At 67.3% G+C, this 16781-nt stretch carries 14 protein-coding genes; 3 read left to right on the top strand and 11 right to left on the bottom strand.

Annotation, left to right across the window (positions count from 1 at the left end; genetic code table 11):
* From VMJ11_RS20080 to VMJ11_RS20055, 6 genes are all read right to left on the bottom strand, one after another.
* The coding region (locus VMJ11_RS20080) for a THUMP domain-containing class I SAM-dependent RNA methyltransferase (protein WP_325621129.1) at positions 1 to 721 on the bottom strand (721 nt) is incomplete at its 3' end.
* A 106-nt stretch (positions 722 to 827) separates the two neighbouring features.
* Entirely contained in the window at positions 828 to 2984 is a 2157-nt protein-coding gene (locus VMJ11_RS20075) for a site-specific recombinase (RefSeq protein WP_325621128.1), read from the bottom strand.
* A gap of 79 nt (positions 2985 to 3063) precedes the next feature.
* Positions 3064 to 3831 (bottom strand): PqiC family protein, encoded by a 768-nt coding sequence (locus VMJ11_RS20070; RefSeq protein WP_325621127.1) that lies wholly within the window; start codon positions 3829 to 3831, stop codon positions 3064 to 3066.
* Positions 3828 to 5480 (bottom strand): intermembrane transport protein PqiB, encoded by a 1653-nt coding sequence (locus tag VMJ11_RS20065; RefSeq protein WP_325621126.1) that lies wholly within the window; start codon positions 5478 to 5480, stop codon positions 3828 to 3830. Before VMJ11_RS20065 ends, VMJ11_RS20070 begins: the two co-directional genes overlap by 4 nt.
* Positions 5473 to 6141, bottom strand: a complete 669-nt coding sequence (locus VMJ11_RS20060) for a paraquat-inducible protein A (protein ID WP_325621125.1) — start codon at positions 6139 to 6141, stop codon at positions 5473 to 5475. The genes VMJ11_RS20065 and VMJ11_RS20060 overlap by 8 nt, the downstream gene beginning before the upstream one ends.
* Positions 6138 to 6953: a paraquat-inducible protein A gene (locus VMJ11_RS20055; protein WP_325621124.1), complete on the bottom strand. Its 816-nt coding sequence runs from the start codon at positions 6951 to 6953 to the stop codon at positions 6138 to 6140. The genes VMJ11_RS20060 and VMJ11_RS20055 overlap by 4 nt, the downstream gene beginning before the upstream one ends.
* A 340-nt stretch (positions 6954 to 7293) precedes the next feature.
* Here VMJ11_RS20055 and VMJ11_RS20050 point away from each other — a divergent pair, with 340 nt between their 5' ends.
* Both VMJ11_RS20050 and VMJ11_RS20045 read left to right on the top strand, forming a co-directional pair.
* The gene (locus VMJ11_RS20050) at positions 7294 to 7893 is read left to right on the top strand and encodes a YceI family protein (RefSeq protein ID WP_325621123.1); all 600 of its coding nucleotides are present in this window, start codon (positions 7294 to 7296) and stop codon (positions 7891 to 7893) included.
* 84 nt (positions 7894 to 7977) lie between these two features.
* A complete protein-coding gene (locus tag VMJ11_RS20045; protein WP_325621131.1) occupies positions 7978 to 8547 on the top strand; it encodes a YceI family protein in 570 nt (189 codons plus the stop codon).
* Between the two features lie 88 nt (positions 8548 to 8635).
* Here the strand turns inward: VMJ11_RS20045 and secF are convergent, their stop codons facing one another.
* From secF to queA, 5 genes are all read right to left on the bottom strand, one after another.
* A complete protein-coding gene (gene secF, locus VMJ11_RS20040) occupies positions 8636 to 9586 on the bottom strand; it encodes a protein translocase subunit SecF (RefSeq protein WP_325621122.1) in 951 nt (316 codons plus the stop codon).
* Positions 9587 to 9601: 15 nt separating this feature from the next.
* The gene (gene secD / locus VMJ11_RS20035) at positions 9602 to 11677 is read right to left on the bottom strand and encodes a protein translocase subunit SecD (protein ID WP_325621121.1); all 2076 of its coding nucleotides are present in this window, start codon (positions 11675 to 11677) and stop codon (positions 9602 to 9604) included.
* A 167-nt stretch (positions 11678 to 11844) separates the two neighbouring features.
* A complete protein-coding gene (gene yajC / locus VMJ11_RS20030; RefSeq protein ID WP_233879998.1) occupies positions 11845 to 12174 on the bottom strand; it encodes a preprotein translocase subunit YajC in 330 nt (109 codons plus the stop codon).
* 229 nt (positions 12175 to 12403) lie between these two features.
* Positions 12404 to 13615, bottom strand: coding sequence for a tRNA guanosine(34) transglycosylase Tgt (gene tgt, locus VMJ11_RS20025; protein ID WP_325621120.1), 1212 nt, complete (start codon positions 13613 to 13615; stop codon positions 12404 to 12406).
* A 94-nt stretch (positions 13616 to 13709) separates the two neighbouring features.
* Positions 13710 to 14771 carry a tRNA preQ1(34) S-adenosylmethionine ribosyltransferase-isomerase QueA gene (gene queA / locus VMJ11_RS20020; RefSeq protein ID WP_325621119.1) on the bottom strand — a complete coding sequence of 354 codons (1062 nt, stop codon included), beginning with the start codon at positions 14769 to 14771 and terminating at the stop codon, positions 13710 to 13712.
* A 313-nt stretch (positions 14772 to 15084) separates the two neighbouring features.
* Here queA and VMJ11_RS20015 point away from each other — a divergent pair.
* A partial coding sequence (locus VMJ11_RS20015; protein WP_414694433.1) for an ATP-dependent DNA helicase RecG occupies positions 15085 to 16781 on the top strand: 1697 nt, incomplete at its 3' end.

The following is a 16781-nucleotide window of genomic DNA, read 5'->3' as shown; positions in this document are numbered from 1 at the left end:
TGTCGGCCTGCTTGAGCGACTCGAAGCCAAAGCGGCGATCGAGCCCCGGTGCGATGTCGAGTGCGACCTGCGCGGCTTCCGCGAGGAAGGTGCCGCTACCGCACATCGGGTCGTACAGCGGCGTGCCGGCGCTCCAGCCCGTGAGGCGCAGGATGCCGGCCGCGAGATTCTCGCGCAGCGGCGCCGCGCCCTTGTCCAGACGCCAGCCGCGCTTGAAGAGCGGCTCGCCCGAAGTGTCGAGATAGAGCGTGCACTCGTTCGCGGTGAGGAAGGCGAACACGCGCACGTCGGGATAGGCGGTATCGATGCTCGGGCGCGCGCCCGCCTTGTCGCGCATGCGGTCGCAGATCGCGTCTTTCACGCGCAGCGTCGCGAATTCGAGACTGCGCAGCGGCGACTTGATCGCGGTGATGTCGACGCGCAGCGTCTCGTTCGGCGTGAACCACTGGTCCCAGCGTTGCTCGCGCGCGAGCGCGTAGATGTCCTGCTCGCTACGATACGGGCGCTGGGCGATCTTCAGCAGCACGCGGCTCGCAATGCGTGAATGCAGGTTCGCGGCCATGCCGCCGGCCCAGTTGCCGCGAAAATGCACGCCGCCGGGCACTTCGGCGCCGACCTCGAGCGCGCCGGGCGGCAGGCGCCGCTCCGCGGTTTCGGCCAGTTCGGCGGCGAGTGCGGCTTCGAGGCCGCGCGGGCAGGGAGCAAAGAATTCGAAAGACATGAGGGAGGATGGGACGCTGCGGGGAAGGCGCTATTGTACGCGGGTTGCGGCGGCGCCCCGAACGTGCATGCGCGCGCGGTTCGCGTGGGCTCGCCCGTGGCCCTTTTCAGTGGCCGCCTTGCGCGTCCGCCGCCTGTCCTTTGCGCATCGGCCATACGAGATCGATCGGCCGGCGCACGATGCGCCGCCAGACCACGCGCATGAGCGGCCGCACCTCCTTGCGCGCGAGGTCGCGCGAGCGCAGCGCCATGTGCAGCGCGAGCCCGAAGCTCACGGCGACGTTGAGCACCGCCATGCTCACGACACCCGCCACGGCCCACCAGAGTTCGCCGGAGCGCAGCGTACCGGGGCCGAGTACGCCAAGCGCCACGCCGATCGAACCCGCGGAGAGCGTCACGTGCCGCACCTCATAGTGGAACGTGATCGCCGAGACCAGCGCGGGCACGATGCCAAGCATCATGCCGAGCGCGACGTTGCCCCATACGCCCGCCGCGTTCATGCGGCAAAAGCGGGCGAGCCGCGCCGCCCCCGCGACGCCGAGCGTCATCCGCAGGCGCCGGTTCCACGCGAGCGCGTCCTCCACGCGGTGCAGCACGAACCAGTTGTCGGCCCAGCCGGCGAACACGCTCGAGAGCCAGAGCAGCACGCCGGTGAGCGCGGCATAGAACGGCGTGGGCCCGGCGAGCGAGAACGATTGCAGCGTCGCGTGCGCCTTGGCGGGCGAGATCAGGTTCGCGTGAAAGAGCCAGCCGAACAGCAACTGCACGGCGAGACACGCCGGAAACACGAGCAGCACGTTGCCCAGCACCGCGGCCGCCTGGGTGCGCATGAGCGCCACCACCGTCGACGCGAAGCGCGCGCGGCCCGGCGGCTCGTTCGCGCCGTCGAGTTCGCGCGCGAGCGTAGGCGCTGTCATGGCGGGCTGCTTGGTCGCGAGCGAGAAGTGGCAAAAGTGCATGACGAGGAAGCTCAGCGCGTAGTTGAACCCCGCGAAAACGCCCTCGACCATCGACGGCAGATGCGCACCCGTAATGCCGAACTTCACATACACGGTCACCGCCGTCACGAGCCCGCCGCCCGCGGCCATGCGCAGCATCGTGAGGTATTCCGCGCGGTCGCGCGCGATGTAGTGCTCGCCCGTATCGGCGGAAAGCTCGACCACCTTGCGCGAGAGCAGCGCGAAATTGCTGTGCAGCAGGTGCGCGATGCTCTGGCTCTGCTGGTTCGCCCGGATGAGATCGGCGACGAGACGCGCCTGCAGGGACGCGTCGTCGGTGGCCATCCACGCGTCGAGCAGGCGCTCCGCGCGCACGATGCGCATGCGCATGCGCTCGACCTGGAACACCGTGTCCACGCGCACGCCGTTGCGGTAGAGGTGGGCGAAGACGTCGTCGGTGGCCTTGCGGCAGTCGTCGAGCAGGAGACGCAGCCAGGTCACCTCGGGCAAGAGGCGCGCGGCTTCGCCCGAGTCGCGCGCGTTCTCCACCGCGAGCATCGCGCGTGTGAGGCGATAGAACGGCAGGCGTTCGACGGCCACGTGCGCGTCGTCGCCCGAGAGGCGGCTGCGCACCGTCGGCGAGAGGCCCGTCGAGCTGATCTGGCAGGTGAGGTTGTGCAGCGCGGCCAGCAGGTCCAGCGAGATCTCGCCAGGCTGGGTGGCGGAGGGCGGCCGGGGCGTCGCCGCCGTGCCCGGTTCGGCGGCCAGCGCCTGCACGCGTACGAGCAGGTCGGGCGGCAGCGTGGCGATCCACTCGGGATCGTGCGGCGCGGGGAACATCAGCGTGACGAGCGCCGCGAGATCGCGCCGGTTCGGCGCGGGCGGAATCAGCTGCGCCTGCAGGCGGCCCACGAGCGCGCCGAGCAGGCCCGAATGCACCGGCATGCCGGCGTCGCACAGCAGCGAAATGCCGTCGCTCTCGCGCAGCAGCTTGCGCACCATCGCGCCGACATTGGCCTTCCAGACGGGGTTGCGATCGAGCACATGCAGCAGGTAGCGCACGCGCGCATGCTCGGGGGGCGCGGGGGCGTTGGTGTCGGTTTCGGCTGCGGTGGCGGCCGCGGTGGCTGCGGCTTGAGGCGTCGCAGCTGCGGCGCCATCGAGCCCGCCGCGCCGGTGGATCCAGTGCGCGAGCTCGATCAGCCAATCGCTGCGTTCGGCGTAGGGGGCGTCGGCGTCGGCTAGCGCGAGCAGCGCGTCGAGCTGATGCCCGGCGTTGCGCGACGCGCGCCATTTTTTCCAGAGCGTCTTGAGGGAGCGGAACATAAGGCGTGGGTCGGGACGGCTGTCCTGGCGCGGCTGTGCAGCTCAGCGCGGCCGGCCGCGCCAGGGGGAAACAGGCGGCTCAGCCGCCGGCGGGCTGCGGCGAGGGGGCTGGGGCTGCGACGGCGGGCGCCATCTGCGGGCACGCGATGCTCGCCGCCGGCTTCGCATTCGCGGCGGACTTCGTGCCGCTCGCCGACGTGCTCACGCACGGCGCGGCCGCAAGCGCTCTCACGCCGCTCGCGATCGACTGCGAAAGCGCCTCGATCGCGCGGCGATGGCCGGCCACGAGCGCATCGTAGCCGTCGCCTACAGGCTCGCTCAGCACGCTGCGGCAGGTCATGACCGTTTGCGTGTCGAGCGCGCGCACGCTCCACACGGCGTCGACGAGCGCATGGGAGCCCGGCCACGATTCGAAGCGCTGCACGTTCACGCTCACGCGGTACACGGGCGCGCCCGCGGGATGCGGCGAGCCGTACACGTCGATGGTGCCGAGCTGCTGCGTGAGGTCGCCCGAAAGCGCGCGGCGGATCTCGTCACCGGGCAGCGAAGCCCAGCGCTCCTGTTCGAGCACGCGCACCTGGGTGGCGTCGGTCTGCACGACGAGCTGCGCTTTCGCGACCTGCGGCGGCACGTCGACAGGCGCCAGCGCGATCAGCCACTGGGGGTTGCCCGCGCTCGGCGCGGCGGCGGTGCGCGTCGTGTCGTCGGTCGGGCTGAGCGTGTAGAAGCGGCTCGCGGGCGAGCTGCAGCCCGCGAGCGAGCCCGCCAGTGCGGCGGCCACGACCAGCGCGCCCAGCGCACTCAGCGCGCCGGGTGCGGACCATGCGGGGACTCGTCGGAACGTCATGGCTTGTCTCCTGATTTGCCGCGCAGCAGCGATTCCGGATGGCGCTCCAGATAGTCGGAGAGCGAGTTGAGCGACTGCAGCGTGCGCGTGAGTTCCTGCATTGCCTGGTGCACGTCGGACTGCAGCGGCGAGTCCTGCTGCAGCGTGGCCTGCGCGGCGCTGAAGGTCTTCTGCGCCTCGTCGAGCGTGCCGTGCAGCTGCGGCAGGAGCTGGTCGTTGACTTGCGCGAACAGCTGATTGGCGTTCTTGAGCGAATCGTTCAGGTTGTTGCCGATCTTGTCGAACGGAATCTGGTTGAGCTTCTTCGTGATGTCGGCCACTTGCTGCTGCAGCTCTTCGAGCGAGTTCGGCACCGTGGGCAGCTCGAGCGGATCGCGGTTGAAGTCGATCGTCGCCGGCCCCGCCTTCGGGAAGATGTCGAGCGCGATGTAGAGCTGTCCCGTAATCAGGTTGCCGGTGCGCAACTGGCCGCGCAGGCCGCGCTCGACGAGCCGCTTGAGCAGTTCCTGGCTTTCTGGCGTATGCGGAGCGGGCGCCTCGCCACGGATGCGGCGCGACAGGCGCAGCGGATAGAGATCCAGCATCACGGGCATCATGAAGTTGTGCTGTTTCGGGTCGTACTCGATGCCGATGTCGGTCACCTGGCCGAGCACGATGCCGCGGAAGTCGACCGTCGCGCCCACCGAAAGGCCGCGCAGCGACTGGTTGAAGTACATCACCACGCGTTGCGGCGCGCCGTCCGGCTCGCGCATCGCCTCGGTTTCGTCGGTGGCGAGCGTGAAGGTGGCGTTGTCCGGCGCCTGCGGGCCCATCGACTGGCCTGCCGGCGACTGGAACGCGAGGCCGCCCACCACGATCGTGGCGAGCGATTGCGTGTTGATCTTGATGCCGCTCGAATCGAGCTGCACGTTCACGCCGCTCGCGTGCCACCAGCGCGTGTTGGTGCCCACGTACTGATCGTAAGGCGCGCTCACGAACACCTGCACGGTGACGCCGGTGCCGTCCTTGTCGAGCGAGTAGCCCGTCACCTGGCCCACCTGGATGCGCCGGAAGAAGATGGGCGTGCCAATGTCGAGCGAGCCGAGCGTCGCGCTGTGCAGCGTGTAACGGTGGCCTTTCTCGTCGATGGTCACGGCGGGCGGCGCCTCTAGCCCGACGAAGTCGCTTTGCGACTCCTGCGAGCGGCCGGCGTCCGCGCCGATGTACGAACCGGAGAGCAGCGTGGTGAGGCCCGAGACGCCGCTCGCGCCCACGCGCGGGCGCACGACCCAGAAGCGGCTGTCCTTCACGGCGAATCGTTCGGCGTCCTTGGTGAGTTCGACCGTCACGATCACGTGGGAAAGGTTGGGCGAAAGCTTGATCGCCCGCACCGAGCCGATGTCGACGTCCTTGTACTTGACCTTGGTCTTGCCGGGCTCGAGCCCTTCGGCGCTCGAAAAGCTGATCGTGATGGTGGGGCCGCGCGTGGCGACCGATTTCACGACGAGCGCAACGCCGATCAGCGCCGCGACGAGCGGCACGATCCACACGAGCGAGGGCAGCCAGCGTTTGGGCTTGACGATCTCCGGCTCGGGAAGATCGGGAGGGAGCGGGCCACCGCCAGAGGGCGCTCCGCCAGAGGGCGGGGTTGGTCCTTTCGGGTTATTCATGAGGGCGATCCTGAGATTGTTGCGCAGGCTTGTGTTTGTCTTCGTCCACGGGATCCCAGATCAGTCGCGGGTCGAACTGCATCGAAGCGATCATCGTCAGGATCACGACCGAGCCGAACGCTATCGCGCCGGGCCCCGCCGTGATCACGGCAAGCGACTGGAAGCGTACCAGCGCGACGGTGAGCGTGACGACGAATACGTCCAGCATCGACCATCGCCCGATGAACTCGACGAGCCGGTAGAGCTTCGTGCGTTCGGTGGGGCGCCAGGTCGAGCGGCGCTGCGAGGTGAAGGCGAGCAGGGCGAGCACCGAGAGCTTGAGCATCGGCACGAGAATGCTCGCGATGAAGACGATCACCGCCAGCGGCCAGTCGCCCGAGGTCCAGAAGTAGACCACGCCGCTCATGATGGTGTCGTCCTCGTCGCCGACGAGCGAGGTCGTATGCATGACGGGCAGCAGGTTCGCGGGAATGTAGAGCAGCGCCGCGGCGATCAGGAGCGCCCACGTGCGCATGATGCTGTCGGGGTTGCGCTCGTGCAGCGGCGAGCCGCAGCGGTCGCAGTGCGGGTGCGCGCCCGTTCGAGGGCGCACGTGCGGCTGCACGTGCCCGCAGGCGTGGCAGGAGAGATAGCCGGTGTCGTTGGCGGTCTGATATTTCATCGGGGCGCCTTGGTGAGCGGGTCGCCGTGCGGCGGCACGGGGCCTTGCGCGCCGGCGGCGGGGTCGCGGATATCGGGCTCGGCCAGCGGGTGGGGCGATGCCGGCGGCGGGGAAGGCGGGAAGGGTGGCGAAGGCGCGCGCGGGCCACCCGCAACACCGGCCCGCCCGCTTGGGCCCGCGCCACCCTCGCGTGCCTCGCTTGCGGCGTCGCGCAGTGCGTCGGCGATGTCCCAGAGCGTGCGCGCATCGAAGGTGACGACCACGGTGAACATCAGCGTGAGCGCGCCGAAGGCGAAGAGCGCGGTTTCGGGAATCACGCGTGCGAGGCTCACCATCTTCACGATCGTGATGAGCACGCCAAGCATGAACACTTCGAGCATGCCCCAGGGCCGCACGAACTGGATTGCGCGCAGCACGCGGTTAAAGCCCGGCGGAATATAGCCGCGCCGCACCGGCAGCAGCACGTAGAGCAGCGCCACCAACTCCGTGAGCGGAAAGAGGATGGTTGCGCAGAACACCATCACGGCGACGATTTCCATGTCCTCGTGCCACAGCACAATGAGGGCGCCGAACAGGCTCGACTGCGTGGTGATGCCGTTCGCGTCGAGTTCGACGATCGGAAACGACTGGGCGATGATGAACGTGACGAGCGCCGCGACCGCCATGGCGCAGATGCGGTCGAGCTGGGACGCGGCGCTGCTGTAGAGCGTCGCGCCGCAGCGCGAGCAGCGCGCTGTCTGGCGGCCGAGCAGCCGCGGTTTTCGGTAGAGCGCGTCGCAATCGTGACACGCGATCAGTTTGTCCTGGGCCATGCGGGGAGATGACGCAAAACGACGTAGACGGGGACGTGCGGCGTCGGCGCGCATGTCATATGGGTACGGCCGGCGCCTCGCGCCATGTTACCAAACGCGCCGGACGGCGCAACCGAACGGGCCGGGCGGCCCCATTACGGGTGCCGCGCGCGAAGAACGGGCTGCGAGTGTGCCACGTTTGCGCCGTGCCCGTATGCGGGCGCGCAGGGTGGGGCACTATCTCCATATGTTTGCTGTCACGCAAATTGGACTATCTTTCGAACGTGGGAGCCGCAGGGACAGCGCAGCGAGGCCCGAGCGATTCGACGAAGCCAGACGACGAAGCCAATGCGAGGCGATCATGGGATTCCTGTCGGGGTGGGTCCGTTTCTATCGGTGGCGCGTGGCGCTCGGGGCTGCGGCGGTGTGGGCGGCGGGCGCCGCGGCGCTGCTCGCGGGCGGCGCCGCCCACGCGCAACTCGACGCCGCAAAGAGCACGCTCGTTGCCGTTTCGCGCCAGATGAGCGTCCCGGTGCAGGGCAGCTTCACGACGTTCAGCGCGCAGATCGATTTCGATCCGGCGAAGCCCACGGCCGGCAGCGCGCGGATCACGGTCGACATGAGCAGCTACGATCTCGGTGACGCGAGCTACAACGACTCGGTGCGCGGACCCGAATGGTTCGATGCGAAGGCTTTCCCGCAGGCCACCTTCGTCTCGAGCTCGATCACGCCGACCGGGCCAAACCAGTTCCGCGTGGACGGCAACCTCACGATCAAGGGACATACGCAGAGCGTGGCCGTGCCTGTCGTGCTCACGCAGCAGGGCGCGACGCAGACCTTCGACGGCACGTTGCCCATCCATCGGCTCGCCTTCGACATCGGCACCGGCGAGTGGAAGGACACTTCGACCGTTGCCGACGTAGTACTGATCAAGTTCCATCTCGTCGTCACGCACAAGTAGCGGGCAACGCGTGCGGCGCCGGGATTTCACATCAACCACGCAGTGACCAGAAAGGAGGTGCGCTTGAACAGCTTGAGCAAGTTCGTGGTGAGGGCGGCGGGGGCCGCAGCGCTGCTGCTCGCCGCTCAACTGGCGCACGCCGCCGACACCTATCAGCTCGATCCGAACCACACCTTTCCGAGCTTCGAGGCTGATCACCTCGGCGGCCTTTCCACGTGGCGCGGCAAGTTCACGAAGAGCAAGGGCACAGTCACGCTCGATCGCGCGGCGAAAACCGGCACCGTTGACGTGACGATCGATCCGGCCTCCGTGCAGACCGGCAATCCGCAGCTCGACAAGCATCTCCTCGGCGACGATTTTTTCGATGTCGCGAAGTATCCCACCGCCACCTACAAGGGCACGCAGATCATCTTCGAAGGCGACACGCCGAAGGAAGTCGTCGGCGACTTCACGCTGCGCGGCGTGACGCGCCCGCTCAAGCTGGAGATCGCATCGTTCAAGTGCATCCAGCACCCGGTGCTCAAGCGCGAGGTGTGCGGCGTGGAGGCGGAGGCCACGTTCAATCGCGACGACTACGGCATGGACAGCGGCAAGAAGTTCGGCTTCAGCATGAAGACCACGCTGCACATCCAGGCCGAAGGCATCAAGCAGTAGCGAAGGCTGCGAGCGCCTTGCAAAAGAAAAGAGCCGGTTCGCGAGAACCGGCTCTTTTGTTCGATTGCGTTCGATGGAACGGGAGCGCTTAAACCTGTGCGCCCGCGTTCGGATCGTTCGGGTCGTGCTTTTCCTTCTTTTCCTTCAAGAGGTCTTCGCGCTTCACGCCGAGCCACATGGCGAGCGCCGCGGCCACGAACACCGACGAGTAGATGCCGAACAGGATACCCACCGTCAGCGCCAGCGCGAAGTAGTGCAGCGTCGGGCCGCCGAAGAGGAACATCGAGAGCACCATCATTTGCGTACAGCCGTGCGTGATGATGGTTCGCGACATCGTGCTCGTGATCGCGTGGTTGATGACGTCGGTGACGCTCATCTTGCGCTCGCGCCGGAAGGTCTCGCGAATCCGGTCGAAGATGACCACGGACTCGTTCACCGAGTAGCCGAGCACCGCGAGCACCGCCGCGAGCACCGAAAGCGAGAACTCCCACTGGAAGAACGCGAAGAAGCCAAGAATGATCACGACGTCGTGCAGGTTCGCGATCACGCCGGCCACGGCGTATTTCCATTCGAAGCGGAACGACAGGTAGATGATGATGCCCGCCACCACGCAGGCGAGCGCGAGCAGGCCGTCGGTGGCGAGTTCCTTGCCGACCTGCGGGCCGACGAACTCCACGCGCTGCAACTGCACTTGCGGGTTGGCCGCCTTGAGCGTGGACATCACCTGGTCGCTCTGCTGCGCGGAGCTGAGGCCGGCCTTGATCGGCAGGCGGATCAGCACGTCGCGCGAGGTGCCGAAGTTCTGCACCTGGGCGTCGGCATAGCCCATCTTCGTGAGCGAGTCGCGCACGGGCTCGAGCGGCACGGCCTGCGGATACTGCACTTCGATCACGGTACCGCCCGTGAACTCGATCGACAGATGCAGGCCGCGGTGCACGAGGAAGAACACCGCCGCGATGAAGGTGATGAGCGAGATCGCGTTGAAGATCAACGCGTGCTTCATGAACGGGATGTCTTTGCGGATGCGGAAAAATTCCATGTTCTTGACTCCGTATCAGCGGGACGAGCCGGTGTTGTTGCCCGAGCCGCTGGTGCCACTCGTGCCACCGGTGTCGCCCGAGGCATTGCGGCGGCGCACGACCGGCTTGGCGCGCGCACCCTTGACGGCCTTCGCCGCTTCACCCTTCCTGGCGCTGGCCGTGCCGGTTACGGCGCGGCCCGTGTCGGTGAGCGCGTCGGCGCCTGCGAGCGCGGCGGCGCCGGCTTCAGGTTCCGGACGCCACACCTGGCCCACCGCGAGCGACTTGAGCTTCTTCTTGCCGCCGTACCAGAGATTCACGAGACCGCGCGAGAAGAACACGGCCGAGAACATCGAGGTGAGAATGCCGATGCAGTGCACGATCGCGAACCCGCGCACCGGGCCCGAGCCGAACGCGAGCAGCGCGAGACCGGCGATGAGCGTGGTCACGTTCGAGTCGAGAATCGTCGCCCAGGCGTGCGCGTAGCCGTTCTGGATCGCGAGCTGCGGCGGCGCGCCGTGACGCAGCTCTTCGCGCACGCGCTCGTTGATGAGCACGTTCGCGTCGATGGCCATACCGAGCGCAAGCGCGATAGCCGCGATGCCCGGCAGCGTGAGCGTGGCCTGCAGCATGGAGAGCACCGCCACGAGCAGCAGCAGGTTCACCGAAAGGCCGATCATCGAGATCACGCCGAACAGCATGTAGTACACGATCATGAACACGGCGATCGCGGCAAAGCCGTAGATCACCGAGTCGAAACCCTTGCGAATGTTGTCCGCGCCGAGGCTCGGGCCGACCGTGCGTTCCTCGATGATCTCCATCGGCGCCGCGAGCGAGCCGGCGCGCAGCAGCAGCGCGAGGTCGGCGGCGGCCTGCGGCGTGGGCTGGCCCGTGATCTGGAAGCGGTCACCGAGTTCCGACTGGATGGTCGCCACCGTCAGCACTTCGCCCTTGCCGCGCTCGAACAGCACCATCGCCATCGGCTTGCCGATGTTGTCGCGCGAGACGGCGCGCACCGCGCGGCCGCCCGCCGAATCGAGACGGATGTTGACCGACGGGCGCTGATGCTCGTCGAAGCCCGCCGAGGCGTCGATGATGCGGTCGCCGGTGAAGATCACCTGCTTGCGCAGCAGCACCGGCGCGGCGTTGCCTTGCGTGAAGAGCTCGTCGCCCGGCGGCACCGGCGCGTTCGGGTCCGGATGCAGGCCCATCGGGTCGGCGAGGCGCGCTTCGAGCGTGGCCGTGCGGCCGATGATGTCCTTCGCCTTGGCGGTGTCCTGCACGCCCGGCAGCTCGACCACGATGCGGTCGTTGCCCTGCTGCTGGATCACGGGCTCGGCCACGCCGAGTTCGTTCACGCGGTTGTGCAGCGTCTGGATATTCTGCTTGAGTGCCGCTTGCTGAACCGCCGTCTTCACGGCCGGCGTGAACGTGCCGACGAGCTGCACGCCGCCTTCAGGGTTGTTCTGCGTGGCCCATTGCAGCTCGGTCACGCCGCCCGTGCCCGCGAGCGCCTTGCGCGCCTGCTCGGCCACGTCCGCATCGGCGAAATTGACCACCACCGACTGGTCGACGCGATTCACGCCGCCGTCGCGGATGTTCTTCTCGCGCAGGAGCGTGCGCACGTCCGAAGCGTCGGAGTCGAGCTTCTTGTTGAGCGCGCCGTTCATGTCGACCTGCAGCAGGAAGTGCACGCCGCCGCGCAGGTCCAGACCGAGGTACATCGGCAGCGCGCGCAGCGACGTGAGCCAGTGCGGCGAAGCGCTCTGCAGGTTCAGCGCGACGATGTACTGCGGATCGCTCGGGTCGGCGTTCAGCGCCTTGCTGAGCGCATCTTTCAGGCGCAGCTGCGTGTCCGTGTCGGCGACGCGCACGCGGATGTTCGCGTTCGTCGACGAGTTGTCGAACGTGACGTCAGCCGCCGTGATGTTGTTCGCGGCCAGCGCGGCCTCGACCTGCGCAAGCGTGCCCGAGTCGAGCCTGACGGTGGCTTTGCCGCTCGACACCTGCACCGCGGGCGCTTCGCCGAAGAAATTGGGCAATGTGTACACGAAGCCGATGACGAGCGCCACCAGCATCACGACATATTTCCAGAGGGGATAACGGTTCATTGGCTGACCCAACGGGGGAGGGGAATGGCCTGTTCGATGCGCGCGCGTCCGGCTCAAGCCTCGTGACGTTCCTGCATTGACGTGCTTTGGTCAGTGGCGGCGAGGGTGGGCTGGACGCGCGAGGCCGTTCGTTCGGGGGCAACGGCCTTGAGAGTTCTGCGAGGCCTTTACAGCGACTTGATCGTGCCCTTGGGCAGGATGGTCGAGACCGACGACTTTTGCACGGTGATTTCCGTGCCGTCCGCGATTTCGACGCCGACATACGCTTCGCTGACCTTCGTCACCTTGCCGACGATGCCGCCGCTCGTGATCACTTCGTCGCCCTTGGCCATGGCCGCGAGCATGTTGCGATGTTCCTTCTGACGCTTCATCTGCGGACGGATCATGATGAAGTACAGCACGGCGAACATCAGAATGAGCGGCAGGAAGCTCATCAGGCTCGATTCGGCACTACCTGCTGCACTGCCTTGCGCGAAGGCATTGGAAATGAACGACACGTTGGTCTCTCCGTTTTTTACGATCACAAAAAGCGAGCCGGTTATTCTACCACCGGCGTTCTCCGCGACGATGACGCAAAATTAGCTTTCCGATCAAGTGCTTAAGCTGAATCTCGCCCCTGCGCGGCGTACGCGCGTGAAAACCGGGGCGGCTCGAGCGGACGGTGTGCCTTGTCTGTGTCGTCGTGGCGAAAGTGAATTGTAAGGTCTGGCGGGCATTGCCGCCGCGTCAATCCACGCCGCGCGCGCGCTGTTCGGCAAAGCGCTGGCGGAACGCGGCGAACGTCTTCGTCTCGATCGCCTCACGCATCTCGCTCATGAGCTCCAGGTAGTAGTGGAGGTTGTGGATCGTGTTGAGCTGCGCGCCGAGGATCTCGCCCACGCGGTGCAGGTGATGCAGATAGCCGCGCGTGAAGTTGCGGCAGGTGTAGCAGCCGCATTGCTCGTCGAGCGGGCGCAGCGAGTTGCGGTGCACGGCGTTGCGGATCTTGATGTCGCCAAAGCGCGTGAAGATCCAGCCGTTGCGCGCGTTGCGCGTGGGCATCACGCAGTCGAACATGTCGACGCCCGCGGCCACGCCCGCCACGAGGTCTTCCGGCGTGCCCACGCCCATCAGGTAGTGCGGCTTGTCGGCCGGCAGCTTCGGCGCGATGTGCTGGAGCACGCGCATCATGTCTTCCTTGGGCTCGCCCACCGAAAGGCCGCCGATCGCGAAGCCGTGAAACGGCATTTGCGAAAGGCCCGCGAGCGATTCGTCGCGCAGGTCCTCGAACATGCCGCCCTGCACGATGCCAAAGAGCGCGTTCGGGTTGCCGAGGCGGTTGAATTCGTCGATCGAGCGCTGCGCCCAGCGCATCGACATGCGCATGGAGTCGGCGGCTTCCTTGTGCGTGGTGGGCACGCCGTTGGTCGCGTAGGGCGTGCACTCGTCGAACTGCATGACGATGTCGGAGTTCAGCACCTTCTGGATCTGCATCGAGACTTCGGGCGAGAGGAACAGCTTGTCGCCGTTCACGGGCGAGGCGAAGCGCACGCCGTCTTCCGAAATCTTGCGCAGGTCGCCGAGCGAGAACACCTGGAAGCCGCCCGAATCGGTGAGGATGGGCCGGTTCCAGCCCATGAAGCGGTGCAGGCCGCCGTGCGCCTCGATCGTCTCGAGACCCGGGCGCAGCCAGAGATGAAACGTGTTGCCGAGGATGATCTGCGCGTGCATTTCCTCCAGCTCGCGCGGCTGCGTCGCCTTCACGGTGCCGTAGGTGCCCACGGGCATGAAGATCGGCGTTTCGACCACGCCGTGGTTGAGCGTGACGCGCCCGCGGCGCGCGAGGCCGTCGGTGCCGAGCAGTTCGAACTTGAGGCCGTTTTGCGGGCGCTCGCCCACGAGTTGACCCAGATACGCGCCGTGCTCGGCGCGTGCGTTGTTTTGATGACCTTCGGTCATGCGTTGACTCCTGTGCCACCGGAGAACAGTCCGGCGCAGATGATGAAACGCCGCCACACGCTTGCGAGTTGCGCGACGGCTTGGGAAACGTAGCTTATGCCTTGAGCGCGTCTTCGGTTCTGGTCAGCAGCATCGCGTCGCCGTAGCTGAAGAAGCGATACCGCTCGTCGATCGCGTGACGATACGCCGCGCGAATCGTCTCGATGCCCGCGAACGCCGAAACCAGCATCAGCAGCGTCGATTTCGGCAAGTGGAAGTTCGTGACGAGCCGGTCCACCACGCGGAACGCATAGCCCGGCGTGATGAAGATATCGGTCTCTGCCGAAGTTGCGGCGAGCGCCCGGCCTTCGCGTTCGGCGTCGCGCGCGGCGGCTTCGAGTGCGCGCATCGAAGTCGTGCCCACCGCGATCACGCGGCCGCCGCGCGCACGCGTGGCCGCGATCTTGTCGACGAGCGACTGTGGCAGCTGATACCACTCGCTATGCATCTTGTGTTCGGCGATGTTTTCCACGCGCACCGGCTGGAACGTGCCCGCACCCACGTGCAGCGTGAGCGTCGCGCGCTCGACGCCTTGCGCGTCGAGTTGCGCGAGCAGGGCGTCGTCGAAGTGCAGGCCCGCCGTGGGCGCGGCCACCGCACCCGGATTCTGTGCGAACACGGTCTGATAGCGCGTTTCGTCGCTCGCGTCGGCGTCGTGCGTGATGTAGGGCGGCAACGGCAGGCGGCCGTATTGGTCGATCAGCGTGAGGCAGTCGTCGGGGAAGTGCAGCGTGTAGAACGGCTCGACGCGCTCGCCCACGGTGACGTCGAATGCGTCGGCGAGGCGCAGCACCGTGCCGGGGCCCGGGCTCTTGCTCGCGCGAATCTGCGCGAGCGCCGTGCGCGCGCCGGTCAGGCGCTCGACGAGCACCTCGATCTTGCCACCGCTGGCCTTCTGGCCGAAGAAACGCGCCTTCAGTACCTTGGTATCGTTGAAGACGAGCAGGTCGCCCGGCGCGATGCACGAGGGCAGCTCGGAGAAGCGGCGGTCGACGAGACGCGCGGGTTGCGTCGTGTTGTCGACTTCCAGCAAGCGGCTCGCGCTGCGCTCGGGGAGCGCCGTCTGCGCGATCAGTGCTTCGGGAAGGTCGAAATCGAAATCGGAAAGCTTGAACATGCGGCCTGATGTAACGGAAATGCGCCGAAGGCTCGGCGCGCGGCGGCTTCGCACAGCCGAACCGCAAGAAGGTTGCGCCCCCAAAAGCGTCTGTCATGCCCGCCGGGGCGTGGCGAGCAACCCTCTTGCAGGGGACCGGAGCAAGCGTTCAAGCGCTAACTCCGGATCGACAGCGGCTATGATTGCGGGACATGCGCGTTGGCGACATGCGCTTCTGAGCCATGCCCTTGCGCGACATGCCCGAAGCACAGGCCCTCGCGTTCCACGCGTCGTGCCATGCCGGAAAGCCGATATTGTACTTGCGAAGCTGCCCATGCCCTCGTCCGTTAGCCGATTGCTGCCCGAATCCGATCCCACGAGCGAAACGCGCGACGACGCGCGTGCGCCCGATGCGGGCGTGCGCAAGCAGCAGCGCGACATGGCGCGGAAGGCCGAGCCGCTTGCGCCGCAAGCCGGCGCCGATTCCACGGCAGCCGAGCCAGCCGCGTCAGCCGCGCCTCCCGCGCGCAAACGCGCGGCCAGAAAGTCCGCGGATCAGGCGGCGGACAAAGCGGCAGACAAGAGCGCAGACAAACCCACGGCCAAAGACAAGCCCAAGCTCGCCAAAACCGCCGACCGTCTCGCGAGGCTCGGCCTCACGCGCGACATCGACCTCGTGCTGCATCTGCCGATGCGCTACGAAGACGAAACCACGCTCACACCCATCGGCGAGCTGCTGCCAGGCGGGGTTGCGCAGACCGAAGGCGTGGTGTTCGACAATGAGATCGCCTACCGTCCACGCCGGCAACTGGTCGTGAAGCTGCGCGACCCGGATGAGGCAAGCGGCGACGAGCTCCATCTGCGCTTTCTGAACTTCTACGGCTCGCAGGTCACGCAGATGGCGATCGGCCGTCGCCTGCGCGTGCGCGGCGACGTGCGCGGCGGCTTCTTCGGCATGGAGATGGTGCACCCGGCCGTGCGCGTCGTGGAAGGCGACACGCCGCTGCCCCAGGCGCTCACGCCGGTCTATCCGTCCACGGCGGGCGTGAGCCAGGCGTATCTGCGCAAGGCCATCGACAACGCACTCGCTCGCGCGTCGCTGCCCGAACTGTTGCCCGATGCGGTGGCGCGCGAGTTCATGGAGCCGCTCAATCTGCCGCCGCTCATGGACGCGGTGAAGACGCTGCACCACCCGCCCGTTCACGCCGACCAGCACGAACTCATCGACGGCACGCACCCCGCGTGGACGCGCATCAAGTTCGAGGAGTTGCTCGCGCAGCAGCTATCGCTCAAGCGCGCGCATGAAGAGCGCCGCACGCGCGCCGCGCCCGCGATGGCGCGTCACGTCGCCGGCCGCGATTCCAGCACCGCGCTGCTTGCGCGTTTGCGCGCCGCGCTGCCTTTCACATTGACCGGCGCGCAGGAGCGCGTGGTGGCGGAGATCGCCCACGACCTCGAAGCGCCGCACCCGATGCAGCGTCTGCTGCAAGGCGACGTCGGCAGCGGCAAGACCGTGGTGGCGGCGCTCGCCGCCGCGCAGGCCATCGACGCGGGCTACCAGGCCGCGCTCATGGCGCCCACCGAAATCCTCGCGGAGCAGCATGCACGCAAGCTGCGCGGCTGGCTCGAGCCGCTCGGCGTGCAGGTGGCGTGGCTCGCCGGCAGCCTCAAGGCGAAGGAGAAGCGCGCGGCGCTCGAAGCGGCGGCGCTCGGCACGGCGCAGCTCGTGATCGGCACGCACGCGATCATTCAGGAGGCCGTGGAATTTGCGCGCCTCGGTCTCGTGATCGTCGACGAGCAGCATCGCTTCGGCGTCGAGCAGCGGCTCGCGCTGCGCGCCAAGGCACAGAACGCCAAAGCGCCGGATCAGGCGCAACGCGAGTTTCAGCCGCACCAGCTGATGATGTCGGCCACGCCGATTCCGCGCACGCTCGCGATGACCTACTACGCCGACCTCGACGTTTCCACCATCGACGAGCTGCCGCCCGGCCGCACGCCGATCCTCACGAAGCTCGTCTCGGATGCCCGCCG

This window comes from Paraburkholderia sp., from assembly GCF_035501035.1.
Lineage (GTDB): Bacteria > Pseudomonadota > Gammaproteobacteria > Burkholderiales > Burkholderiaceae > Paraburkholderia.
The sequence above is the reverse complement of the archived record's forward strand: the minus strand, read 5'-3'. Positions and strand labels throughout refer to the sequence as shown.

What these genes read in the sequence shown, in the direction of transcription:
- VMJ11_RS20075 (WP_325621128.1), bottom strand. Translation starts at nt 2,984, where the DNA reads ATGTTCCGCTCCCTCAAGACGCTCTGGAAAAAATGGCGCGCGTCGCGC.
- VMJ11_RS20070 (WP_325621127.1), bottom strand. Translation starts at nt 3,831, where the DNA reads ATGACGTTCCGACGAGTCCCCGCATGGTCCGCACCCGGCGCGCTGAGT.
- VMJ11_RS20065 (WP_325621126.1), bottom strand. Translation starts at nt 5,480, where the DNA reads ATGAATAACCCGAAAGGACCAACCCCGCCCTCTGGCGGAGCGCCCTCT.
- VMJ11_RS20060 (WP_325621125.1), bottom strand. Translation starts at nt 6,141, where the DNA reads ATGAAATATCAGACCGCCAACGACACCGGCTATCTCTCCTGCCACGCC.
- VMJ11_RS20055 (WP_325621124.1), bottom strand. Translation starts at nt 6,953, where the DNA reads ATGGCCCAGGACAAACTGATCGCGTGTCACGATTGCGACGCGCTCTAC.
- VMJ11_RS20050 (WP_325621123.1), top strand. Translation starts at nt 7,294, where the DNA reads ATGGGATTCCTGTCGGGGTGGGTCCGTTTCTATCGGTGGCGCGTGGCG.
- secF (WP_325621122.1), bottom strand. Translation starts at nt 9,586, where the DNA reads ATGGAATTTTTCCGCATCCGCAAAGACATCCCGTTCATGAAGCACGCG.
- secD (WP_325621121.1), bottom strand. Translation starts at nt 11,677, where the DNA reads ATGAACCGTTATCCCCTCTGGAAATATGTCGTGATGCTGGTGGCGCTC.
- tgt (WP_325621120.1), bottom strand. Translation starts at nt 13,615, where the DNA reads ATGACCGAAGGTCATCAAAACAACGCACGCGCCGAGCACGGCGCGTAT.
- queA (WP_325621119.1), bottom strand. Translation starts at nt 14,771, where the DNA reads ATGTTCAAGCTTTCCGATTTCGATTTCGACCTTCCCGAAGCACTGATC.